General features: G+C 68.0%; 7 protein-coding genes and 2 pseudogenes. 3 read left to right on the top strand and 6 right to left on the bottom strand.

Translation table 11 applies throughout. The features are described 5' to 3' along the window. Together ACWDEN_RS44790 and ACWDEN_RS44785 are read right to left on the bottom strand one after the other, a co-directional pair. A pseudogene (locus tag ACWDEN_RS44790) lies at positions 1 to 222 on the bottom strand (CoA-transferase); the annotation flags it as partial. An 11-nt stretch (positions 223 to 233) separates the two neighbouring features. Continuing rightward, a pseudogene (locus ACWDEN_RS44785) lies at positions 234 to 1,393 on the bottom strand (alpha-hydroxy-acid oxidizing protein). A gap of 216 nt (positions 1,394 to 1,609) precedes the next feature. Here ACWDEN_RS44785 and ACWDEN_RS44780 point away from each other — a divergent pair. The 3 genes from ACWDEN_RS44780 (at position 1,610) to ACWDEN_RS44770 (ending at position 4,674) form a co-directional block, all read left to right on the top strand. Beyond that, a complete protein-coding gene (locus ACWDEN_RS44780) occupies positions 1,610 to 2,287 on the top strand; it encodes an AsnC family transcriptional regulator (protein WP_450863759.1) in 678 nt (225 codons plus the stop codon). Positions 2,288 to 2,343: 56 nt separating this feature from the next. After that, complete coding sequence (locus ACWDEN_RS44775) at positions 2,344 to 2,538, top strand: hypothetical protein (protein WP_450863757.1); 195 nt, start codon at positions 2,344 to 2,346, stop codon at positions 2,536 to 2,538. Between the two features lie 405 nt (positions 2,539 to 2,943). Beyond that, complete coding sequence (locus ACWDEN_RS44770) at positions 2,944 to 4,674, top strand: DUF3533 domain-containing protein (protein ID WP_450863755.1); 1,731 nt, start codon at positions 2,944 to 2,946, stop codon at positions 4,672 to 4,674. 62 nt (positions 4,675 to 4,736) lie between these two features. Here ACWDEN_RS44770 and ACWDEN_RS44765 read toward each other — a convergent pair whose 3' ends face one another. The 4 genes from ACWDEN_RS44765 to ACWDEN_RS44750 all read right to left on the bottom strand — a co-directional run bounded on the left by ACWDEN_RS44765 (position 4,737) and on the right by ACWDEN_RS44750 (position 9,372). Then, complete coding sequence (locus ACWDEN_RS44765; RefSeq protein ID WP_351606415.1) at positions 4,737 to 5,393, bottom strand: helix-turn-helix transcriptional regulator; 657 nt, start codon at positions 5,391 to 5,393, stop codon at positions 4,737 to 4,739. 32 nt (positions 5,394 to 5,425) lie between these two features. Then, positions 5,426 to 6,226, bottom strand: a complete 801-nt coding sequence (locus ACWDEN_RS44760) for an alpha/beta fold hydrolase (RefSeq protein WP_450863753.1) — start codon at positions 6,224 to 6,226, stop codon at positions 5,426 to 5,428. A 181-nt stretch (positions 6,227 to 6,407) separates the two neighbouring features. Continuing rightward, on the bottom strand, positions 6,408 to 7,553 hold the full coding sequence (locus tag ACWDEN_RS44755; protein WP_450863751.1) for an FUSC family protein: 1,146 nt from the start codon (positions 7,551 to 7,553) through the stop codon (positions 6,408 to 6,410). A gap of 130 nt (positions 7,554 to 7,683) precedes the next feature. Then, complete coding sequence (locus ACWDEN_RS44750) at positions 7,684 to 9,372, bottom strand: alpha-keto acid decarboxylase family protein (RefSeq protein ID WP_450863749.1); 1,689 nt, start codon at positions 9,370 to 9,372, stop codon at positions 7,684 to 7,686. Positions 9,373 to 9,437 lie beyond the last annotated feature (65 nt).

Genomic DNA, 9,437 nt, shown 5'->3' with positions numbered 1-9,437 from the left:
GAAGTCGGCGGTGATGGCCTCCTCCAGGACGTGGCGGCGCCCGGCGAACTCGCGTACTTCCTTGGGCGGTGAGGCCACCGCCACCGAGCCGTCGGATGAGTACCGCCACGGCAGTCCGCCCAACTCGACCTGGGTGCCGGTGCCTGCCGGGGTGTAGAACGCCGGGATGCCGCTGCCCCCGGCCCGCAGCCGCTCGGCCAGGGTGCCCTGCGGCGTCAACTCCGGAACTCCTGTCAGCGGATGCGGCGGAGTGTGCCGGGCGTGAGGTCGGCGAGGGTGGGGTAGCCGTCGACGGCCATGACGAGATCCGCTTCGGCAAGCAGGGAGCGCAGCACGTGGACGATGCCGTCGGCGCCGCCCAGGGCCTGGCCGTATGCGTAGGGCCGGCCGACGCCTACGGCTGTGGCGCCCAGGGCGATGGCCTTGATGACGTCGGCTCCCGTGCGGATGCCCGAGTCGAACAGAACGGGCATGTCGTCGGCGGCCTCGACCACCTCCGGCAGGGCATCGAGGGCCGGCAGGCCGCCGTTCGCCTGACGTCCGCCGTGGTTGGAGCAGTAGATGCCGTCCACACCCGCGTCCCTGGCGCGGCGGGCGTCATCGGGGTGGCAGATGCCCTTGAGGATCAGTGGCAGATCAGTGATCGAGCGCAGCCAGGGCAGGTCGTCCCAGGTGAGGGGGTTGCCGAAGATCCGCACCCACTCGGCGACCGCGGCCTGCGGGTCGTCCTCCGGGCTGTGGGCGAGCCGGGCGCGGAAGACCGGGTCGCTGGTGTAATTGGCCAGGCAATTTCCGCGCAGCTGAGGGAAATTGCTGACGGCCAGGTCGCGGGGCCGCCAGCCGGTGATCCAGGTGTCCAGGGTGACCACGATGCCCTTGAACCCGGCCTTCTCGGCACGGTGGACCAGGCTTTCCGCCAGATCCCGGTCGGTGGGGGTGTAGAGCTGGAAGAAGCCGGGGGTGCCGCCGAACTCCGCGGTCACCTGTTCCATCGGGACTACGGTCAGGGTGGAAGCGATCATCGGCACGCCGGTGCGGGCAGCGGCGCGGGCGGTGGCGAGATCGCCGTGGCCGTCCTGGGCGCACAGCCCAATCACGCCGATCGGGGCCATGAAGAGCGGCGAGGGCAGGCGTATGCCGAACAGGTCGACCGACAGGTCACGTTCCTTCGCTCCGAGCAGCATGCGTGGGACCAGACCCCATTGCTCGAAGGCGGTGACATTGGCCCGCTGGGTGTGCTCGTCCCCTGCGCCGCCGGCGACGTAGGACCGCACCGACGGGGTCATCGCGGCCTGGGCCGGCGGTTCAAGGTCGGCGTAGTCATCGGCAGGCGTGGTACCACCCCGTGCAGGCCGGCGAAGTAGATCTCGTTCTGATAGTCGGCGAACGCCATGATCCGGTCCTCCCGCTCCCGCCCGCCAGATGCGAGCTCATCGACCCACAGTGCGAGACTGGTCAGCAGGAAGAAGGAGAACGCAGGATTCTCGCCGTGAGGCCAGTGCTGATGCAGGAAGATGGCAAGCTGCTGAGCGAGGACGACCTCGCGCTGATCCACGCGCTGCAACTCCGGCCGAGGGCCTCGTAGTCCGAGCTCGGCCGGGTCCTCGGGGTGGATCCGGTCACCGTCGCCCGTCGCTTCAACCGCCTCGCTGAGCACGGCATGGCCTGGGTCGGCCTGTCACCCGGCCCGCGCATGTTCGACCAGATGTGCCTCTCCTTCGCCCAGATCGACTGTGCCCCCGGCGCGACCGCCTCCGTCGCCCAGGCCCTCAGCGGTCATCCGCACATGCTCACCATCGAACGCTCCGCCGGTAGCCACGACATCCTCGCCACCGTCGCCACCAGCGACCTTCCCGCGCTGTCCCGCTACACCCTCGACCTGCTCCCGCACGTTCCCGGCATCACCGCCGTCGACGTCCGGATCGTCACCCACATGTTCGCCGAGGGCGGCCGATGGCGCATCGCGGCCCTCGCTCCCGACCAACGCGCGCACCTCACCGCACCGGCCGCGCCCCAGCCGGCCCGGCACGGCGGCGGAGACATCACCGCCTTCGACCGCGCTCTTCTCGCCCGCCTGGCACACGATGGCCGCGCCTCCTACCAGGCCCTGTCCACCGACCTGGGCGTCAGCCTGTCCACCGCCAAGCGCCGCGTCGAGCAACTGACCCGGCTCGACGTCCTGCGTTTCCGTTGTGACTTCGCCCGCCCCTCGGGGGCTGGCCCGTCGCCACCACCTTCTGGGCCAAGGTGCCGCCCGCCGACCTGCCCGCCGTCGGACACGCCCTGATCCGCCTGCCCGAAACACGCAACTGCGCCGCTGTCACTGGCCCCCACAACCTCATCGTGCAGGCCAGCCTGCACTCCTTGGACGACGCCCTGCGCCTGGAGACCCAGCTCGCCACCACCCACCCCAGCCTCGACATCGTCGACCGTGTGATCACCCTGCGCCACGACAAGCTCCTCGGCGGCCTGCTCGACCCCTACGGCCGCTCCACGGGCGTCGTCACGCCCGACATCTGGGCCGAACCACAGAACTGACGCCACGTCGTCGCAGAGGTCCACCACACTGGATTCCACGCTCCCGTTCCGCGTCCTCTCCGACCGGACGCGGTGCCTGCGTGCCCCCGAGGAGCAGCTGCCGGGGAACGCGGCGGCGGACCGCTCCGCGCCCTCGACTACGAATTCCTGTAGGCCGTGCCGGCGAATCGGGCCCCTTCGCACGTCATCATCGAAATCCGGTCCTGATCCGCATCGATTCGCTGCGCGGCAATTCGCGGAGACGGACCGCATCGCATCGGAAGGCGTGCGCACCGCACGCGGCACTTCCGCACAGGCATCGGCTCGCACGGACGTCGCTCAGGCCGCGCCGTAAACCGAGCCGCAGACCGTCATTCAGGTCTCGTCCCGCAGCTCCACCTGGAACCCGAAAGGCATCCGACACCCATGAGGATCAATGTTCCCGGCGTGCCGAAGGCCACCGCCCGACACCTGCTGCGCCGACCGAACCTCTGGTTCTTCCCGACGCTCGTCATGATCGCGGTCAGCGTGGTGGTGTCGCTGTCCTACATCGGAGGCATCATCAACCCCACGGGCAACCTCCACCACCTCCCGATCGCGATCGTCGACGAGGACCAGGCGGTGCACGTCGACGGCCGGAAGGTGCACCTCGGTCCGCAGATCGTCCGGGGCATCACGACCGCGTCGGATTCCCGTCAACGCGTGGAATGGCAGACGCTGAGTCTGCGCGAGGCAGAAGCCGAGATGGACAAAGACGCAGTCTACGGCGCCTTGATCATTCCAGCTGATTTCAGCAGCGGCGTCCTGTCCTTGACCGGCCCCGTCGCGCCCCATGCGACGGCTCCTCGGCAGCCGAGTGTCCACCTGCTCACAAACCCCCGTTCCGGCAGTGTGGCCATCTCCTCGGTTCAAGCCGTCGGAGAGCGAACGACCCACACCGTATCGAGTCGTATCGCCGCGACGCTGGCTGCGCACGTGGAGCCCGCGCACCACACGAGCCGCCGGGCGATCCCGACCGCCGAGAAGATGTTGCTGGCCGGCCCCGTCACGCTGCACACGAGCGAGCATCGCCCTCTCGGCAACCATTCCGGATTCGGCCTCAGCGCTTTTTACGTCAGCCTCGTCCTCACTCTTGGCGCCTATCTGGGTGCGGGTGTCGTCAGCAGTTCGGTCGATTTCGCTCTGGGATATCAGTCAGCCGAGCGCGGACGTCGCTGGTCCAGCAAACTGCCGGTCCCGATTACCCGCACCCAAACACTGGTGGCCAAGACCGCCATGTCGGCCGTCCTGTCACCGGTCACCGCGACAGCAATTTTGCTCACGTGTAAATTCGCCCTTCACATGGATACACCCCACTTCGGTCTGCTATGGATCTATTCCGTATGCGCCTCGATCGCCGTCGGGGTGACCGCTCAGACCATCATTTCGCTGGTCGGAGGACTCGGGTCGCTGGTGGGCATGCTCTTCTTCGTCGCCTTGGCGGTGCCCTCGTCCGGGGGGAGCTTCCCCCTCCAGACCGTTCCCAGCCCCTACCGGTGGCTCGCTCAGTTCGAACCCATGCGGCAGATCGACGACGGCGTTCGCGCGATCCTCTACTTCGACACCCGGGGCGATGCCGGCCTGACGCGTGGCTGGATCATGATCGCCGTGGGGTGTTTCGTCGGCCTGGCCCTGGGCCTGATCGTCGCGTGGATCCGTGATCACGGCGGTCACCAGCGGCTCACGGGCCACCAGATCACCGCCGCACATGCACACTTCCGCTCCACGGTCTCCCTCGCGGCCACAGCCGGCGGTACACAGCACGAATCCGGTGGAAAGCCCGCTCCCCGAACTGCGGCGCCCGACCGGCGCAACGCCACCGAGCCAACCCCTCCCTCGCAGGCAGCACCCCGCGTCTTCGGCCGGGTACGGAACTCCTACGGAGACGTTGTGCCCCTGGCCGCCGTCACCCTTCTCTCGCTGAACGGGAGCCAACTGGGCCGGATCGGCACGCAATCCGATGGCTCTTACGAAATTGATGCGCCGGCATCCGGAGCCTGCCTCCTTCTTGCTACGGCGGACGACCACCAGCCCCACGCCGCCATCGTTCAGATCGGCGACAGGTCGCGGTGCCACGACGTGGTACTGAGCGGACTGAGCGGGACGGTTCCGGCATGACGAGCGGTGGTCCGGCGCCTCCGCCGTTTCGCCCGGTCGGAGTGGGCGGGGCTCGCCCGACGTCACTTGCCTTCTTCGGAGCCGGGGGGCCAGGACGTGGGGCTCAGAATTCCGAGGACATACGCCTTGGCGACCAGCGCGGTCCTGTTCGGCACTTTCAGCAGGCGGCACATCCGGGAGAGATGGTAGTTGACGCCGTCCGCCGTGAGGCCGACCGCCCGGGCGATCAACGCGGAGGTGGCTCCGGACGCGACCAACGCCAGGATGCGTTCTTCTTTCGGTGACAACTCCTGCACCAGATTTGGTTCTGCCCCGTGCGCCATCGGGTCGACGTGCAGGAACACCATGAGCAGCGTCGGAGTGATGACTTCGTCGCTGACCGGTTCCACGGTGAGTTGGCCGGTTCTCGTCACGCCCACGGCGTCCCACTCGACTCGAATCGGGTAGCGGAAACGACGCCCGAATCGAAGCCCCTCCGAGATCTTGAGCAGTGACTCCTCGTCCGGGGAGACCAGCAGATCGAGCAGGTTGAGATCACGCATATGTCCCGGCGTCAGGCCCCACAGGGCAGAAAATGCGGGATTGGTGATCACCAGCAATCCATCGGGCTGGCTGATCGCAGTGGGTGCCGGCGACCGGTCGAGCAGCCGCAGGAACCGGTTCCGCCAGACCGCCATCTCCTGTCGGAGGTCGGTCCATTCTTCCGGTTCATTGATCATGGACCAGTCGCCTCCTGTAACGCGATACGCGATCAATAGCGCTTGTCCTCATGTGCCGAGATCACTCGCTCCGGCGCCTCCAGCGACGGCCAATGGCCCACGTCCGGCAGCTCGAGCAGCCGTGCCCCGGGCACGCAGTCGCGGATCCGATCGGCGATGTGCGCGCCGGAGACCGGGTCCTGAAGACCCCACACGAACTGAAGCGGAAGGTCTGTCCCCTCGAGCGCCTCGACCCAGCGATCGCGGTACGTCTCCCGATCGCGGACATAGCGCAGCAGCAGATGGGAGTTCAGATGTCCGTCGTCACGGCTGTACGTCCGCCACATATCCACGCTGTCGCTCAGCGCGTTGTAGGCGGGTGCGAACGTGACGGCGAGGTCGGTGATGAATCGGTCCAGGTCGACCTGCGCGCTCAGCACGGGACCGAGCTGGGGGTCCAGGAGCCGGCTTTGCGCGTCGGTACGCCGGTGCAGTTCGGGGTAGATGCCGCCATTCATCAGAGTCATGTCGACCAGGGCCACAGACAGCGAGCCCTCCGAACGTCGTGCGAGCAACTCCTGCCCGACCGAGCTGCCGTAGTCGTGAGCGACGACCCGGGTGGCACTCAAGCCGTCGTGCGCCCACAGTGCCTCCACCAGATCGGCCTGCTCCATCAGGGAGTAGTCGTGCTCGCGCGGCTTGGCGGACGCGCCGAAGCCGAGGAAGTCCGGCATCACCAGGGTGTGGTTGCGGGCCAGCTCGGGTGCGATCTTGGTCCACTGGTGGGACGACGCCGGGTATCCGTGCAGGAGTGTGAGCGGGGGCCCGCTGCCCATCCGGCGTACGAAGATCATGTGCTCGACGCCGCGCAGGCGGAGAGAGACGTACTCGCCTCCTGACCACCAGGCTTCGACGCCATCGGTTGACTCAGCGGCTGACATTGCGCGCCTCGCTCTCGGCTCACGTGACATGTCTACTCTCCGTGTCTCACGACAGATGTTCACGACAGACGTTCGAGACAGATGCTCGATCGGATCACCGACTCAGTACGCCACGAACGCTGACAACTTCAGCCGCACCTGCTTCTTCGGGTGGCTCTATGCCGTCCAGGTCAGTGAGGAGTCGCTCCACGTCGGCGACGAGCGAACCGTAGACCTGCCATGCGTTCAGATCGGTCAGTGCGCCGCGCTCGAGCAGATCGGTCACCGTCGCATGCCAGGTCAGCATGCGATCGATAGCTGTGCGCAACTGCCTCCGGGCATCGTCCTGACGTGCGTCGGCCGCCACACCGAGAGCGGCATATGTGAGGAAGACCTGCCCTGCCAACTCGAGGGCCTCCCCGTATCGCACTGCGAATCCCTGCTTCAGGCCGTGGTCGGTGCTGTCCTGGTCGAGGCTGTCGGCCAGAGTCCTGGCGATACCTCGCACCTGGAACGACGCCCTTTGGAGAACTTCGAAGGCGTATTCGTAGACTGCGGACATGTGCTGTCGGTGCGCGGCTGCGCGGGCGTTCCAGCGCAGGCTCTCAGCAGCCTTCTGCACCTCGTCGCGAGCGTCCGAGACCTGCCGCTCCAGCTCTCGTGCCCTCTCCAGCCAGAGGTGCGCGTGACTCGCAGACCGTCCTTCCCTCACGTCACGGCCCATGTCCCGCAGCAACGTGCCCGTGCAGCGGGCCAGGCCGCGCACGGCGGCGTCGGACTGGCTGAGATACGTCGGTGGGAAGACCAAGGCATTGACCGCGACTCCCACCGTGGCGCCTGCAAGGGTGGAGACCGCGGGGACGACCACATGCCCGACCGGAGCCGCTGCGGCGGCCGTCAGGCTGATCACCGCAGTCGAAGCGACTTGAAGCCGGTCCTCACCGTTACGACGTCCACCGGTGAACAGCACCACGATCAGGACGGCCACGATGGCTCCGGCGGTGGCCCCCAGCAACCAGGCGGCGGCGACAGCCAGGGAAACACCTGACACCTGGATCGCCATCCGGCGCGCGGCATGGACCACCGAGCTGTACACCGTGGACGCATTGGCCATGACCAACGCCGTGCCGACGCCGAGGAACTGTTGCTGCCCCGGTAGCCACAAGGCGATGAGCTGCCACGCGAGCACCGCTGCGGCCAGGCTCTTCACGCCATGGCGCAGGACGTACTCACTCTCTCTCGCACGGACCGTACTGATCATTCGCAGCGCGGCCGTCCAGGCCCGCGGCATTACCGCCGTGCTTCCATGCCGCGTGCCGGGGAGAAAAGGATCCATAGTGCTGTTTCCGCCGATGGGGTGTCTCGATGGTCGGTCCGGGTGTCGTCGGTGTTCAGCGGTCCGCGTCGGCGTCGTGGGCAGCGGCGAGCGACTGCTCCGTGGCCCGCACGAGCACCTCCGGAACGTCCGACGGGGGCAGTACGGCCTCCAGCAGCACCAGGTCGGCCGGATCGGCGGCGCTGGCCAGTGCCGCGCTCAGCTCGGCCGGTGTACTCGCCCGCATGGTGGCCGCCGACTCGCCTCCCATGGCCGCCGGGAGCAGGCTCCAGTTCCATCGGGGAATGTCGTTGTAGCGACGCTCCCCACCGTGGAGTACGTTCTCGATGGTGTAGCGGCCGTTGTTGATCAGAAGCACGATCGGCGTGCAGCCTTCCCGCAGATGGGTGCCGAGCTCCTGAGCGGTCACCTGTGCGGAGCCGTCCCCGATGAGCAGGATCGTGCGCCGCCCGGGCGCCGCGAGCTGTGCGCCGAGGGTCGCCGGGAGGGTGTACCCGATGGAGGCCCACAACGGCTGGCCGATGAAAGTCGCCCCGGCCGGCAGCCGCATCGCCTGCGCTCCGAAGAGCGAGGTGCCCAGCTCGGCGACCACTATGTCGCCCGGCCTCAGGAAGCTCTGGATCGTCGGCCAGAACGTCGCGTGACGCAAGGCTTCCGCGCTGTCGGAGGGCGTCTCGTCGGCCAGGTCATCGGCTGAGGCCGGCGGAAGATCCGGGCGCGCCCACGACCGGCCCGACTCGGCCAGCACCCCGGTCAGCGCACGCACGGCGTCGCGCATCGGCAGGGGAGCGAACACCCGGTCGCCGACATGGGTGGCGCAGGGCTGCATGTCGATGGTCCGCTCCGCGTCGATACGGTGGCTGAATGCAGTGGTGCTGTCGCTGAACCGCACACCGACCGACAGCAGTACGTCGGCCTGCTCGATGGCGGCGAGCACCCGCTTGTCGCTGGCGGCGCCGCAGTAGGTGCCGGTGAAAGAGGGGGCGCTCTCGTCGAGCACGCCTTTGCCCATGGACAGCGTCGCGTTCGGGATCCGGCCGGCAGCGACCAGCTCGGCCACCTCGGCCCGGACACCGAACCGGTCGGCCAGGAAGTCGGCGAGAAGACCCAGTGTGTCGGCCTCGGCCAGCATGGTGCGTGCGGCGTCGGTGAACTCCTCCAGCACCCGGGCCGAAGCCTCCGGCGCGGGTACGAGAAGCGGCTGTGTCGGCGGCTCGGCCGGGCTCGCGGCCACGTCGGTGGGCAGTACGAGGTAACCGGGACGCCGTTCCCGTTGGCTGGTGGCCAGCACCCGGTCGATCTCGGCGATCGCGTTGCCCGCGCTCAGGTAGGCCTGGGCCACGGTGACCTCGGCGTGTGCCCGGGCGAAGTGCCGGTAGTCGCCGTCACCGAGGGTGTGGTGGAGCAGCGCGCCGGCCTGTTGCGCCGCCGTGGACGGTGCGCCCACGATGTGGATGACCGGGACGTATTCGGCGTAGGCGCCGGCGATCCCGTTGATCGCGCTGAGCTCGCCCACACCGTAGGTGGTCAGCAGGGCACCGGCCCCGTTGACGCGGGCGTAGCCGTCGGCTGCGTAGGCGGCGTTGAGCTCGTTGGCGTTGCCGACCCAGCTGATCCGGTCGTGCTCGACGATGCGATCGAGGAAGGCCATGTTGTAGTCGCCCGGCACGCCGAACACGTGCCGGACACCGATCTCGTCGAGCCGGGCAAGAAGGTGGTCGCCAACGGTGTAGTCGCCTGTCATGTCTGACCTCGGTTTCCGGCAGATGCGCCTGTTCCACGGGCTTTTCGCTAACGGTTCGAGCATTT

This window comes from Streptomyces sp. NPDC001153 (assembly GCF_053598315.1).
The sequence above is the reverse complement of the archived record's forward strand: the minus strand, read 5'-3'. Positions and strand labels throughout refer to the sequence as shown.

Coding starts and splice junctions, on each gene's coding strand:
- ACWDEN_RS44765 (WP_351606415.1), bottom strand. CDS start 5,393: ATGATCAATGAACCGGAAGAATGGACCGACCTCCGACAGGAGATGGCG.
- ACWDEN_RS44770 (WP_450863755.1), top strand. CDS start 2,944: ATGAGGATCAATGTTCCCGGCGTGCCGAAGGCCACCGCCCGACACCTG.
- ACWDEN_RS44755 (WP_450863751.1), bottom strand. CDS start 7,553: ATGATCAGTACGGTCCGTGCGAGAGAGAGTGAGTACGTCCTGCGCCAT.
- ACWDEN_RS44760 (WP_450863753.1), bottom strand. CDS start 6,226: ATGATCTTCGTACGCCGGATGGGCAGCGGGCCCCCGCTCACACTCCTG.
- ACWDEN_RS44750 (WP_450863749.1), bottom strand. CDS start 9,372: ATGACAGGCGACTACACCGTTGGCGACCACCTTCTTGCCCGGCTCGAC.